Origin of the sequence: Oceanospirillum beijerinckii DSM 7166, assembly GCF_000422425.1 — a bacterium.
Classification (GTDB): domain Bacteria; phylum Pseudomonadota; class Gammaproteobacteria; order Pseudomonadales; family Halomonadaceae; genus Oceanospirillum; species Oceanospirillum beijerinckii.
Genome location: NZ_AULT01000108.1, coordinates 1 through 1,238 on the forward strand (window position 1 = coordinate 1; position 1,238 = coordinate 1,238).

General features: G+C 46.8%; 2 protein-coding genes. Both read right to left on the reverse strand.

The features are described from left to right. The coding region (locus tag H579_RS30170; protein ID WP_157834661.1) for a DUF4347 domain-containing protein at positions 1–160 on the reverse strand (160 nt) is incomplete at its 3' end. Between the two features lie 42 nt (positions 161–202). Then, positions 203–1,238 (reverse strand): TIGR03032 family protein (locus tag H579_RS26565; protein WP_036566819.1); only part of this gene is annotated, 1,036 nt, incomplete at its 5' end.

Sequence of the window (1,238 nt, forward strand, 5' to 3'; positions counted from 1 at the left end):
TATACTGTGCCAGAGCATTAGCTATATTGTCTAAGCCGTTGCCTGACTCGGGTAGGATAATTACGGGGATATCGGGCCGTAAACCGGCGATCAGTGTTTTGTAATCAGAAACGCTGGGATCGATAATAATGACTTCATTGACATCGATTGGATTTTTCATATTAGACCTTGCTCATATGGAATTCTATTTCAGAGCCTCAGGTTAGCTCTGGGGCTGTGTTGTATCAGGCAGGTTCGTTAAGTGCCGATGCAGGTCCGGTTCTCTGAATCCAGGAGAGTAAGGCGCAGCAATGCCAGATAAAAATGCAACATCGTATAGCTCTGTGATGGGGCCTTCGATCGTAACCCAGTGCGCCAACTTGCCCGTTTCTAGGTTAAAAAGTTGCAGGCCACACCTCTGATAGCTATTGCGCTCCTCTAAGCGTGCCGACAGATTAATCCCCGGCAGTAAGCCATTTTTGCTGGGTCTTAAGCGCGATAGACCCACAACAGCCATGTTATTAACAAAACACAAACCACGAGCAAACCCAGTGCAAAAGGCTATCGGTACGAAACATCTTTTCTCAAAGTCAACATAGCCCAGTTCACCTTCTCCGGAGTTCAGCACCCAAAGCTTGCCATCATGCCAACGAGGGGAGTGGGGCATAGACAAGCCCTCACAAACCACTTCTTCGGACTCAAGATCAACAATAAAACCTGTGCCAGTTTGCTTCTCTTTCCATCCCAAACTGGAATCGGTCTTACCGCAAAAGGTCGCGTATCTTAGCTGGCCATCACGAGCACCTATGCCATTTAGGTGACAGCGATCTTCAGGTGCCAGTTTGGAAATGAAATCAGGCTGCCAGATAGGTACAAAGCTATAATGAGGATCTAATGTGGCAATACAGCTGAATTGTGTGTTGGCATATAAAAAGTCGTAATGCTGACCTCTGAAGTTCACATCAGCTAACACGTCATGGGTGTTGCTATTACCCACCATGTAGCATGTTCTTGGCATATAAGTCGCTTGATACCCAGTGCCATTGAGTGTCTGTTCGCCCACATTGCTGAAGCGCCAAATCTGTTCGCGGGTACCGATCCAAAGCTTTTCTTTATCAATCGCCAAGCCCATAGCTGTACCTACTGCACGATCAATAAAATATGGATTGCCGTTTTCATCAGAACCCAGAAAAATAATGTGGCCCGACTGATAGGTTGACAGCACGAATGAGCCGCCTGTTTGTTTTAGCCATAGGTCA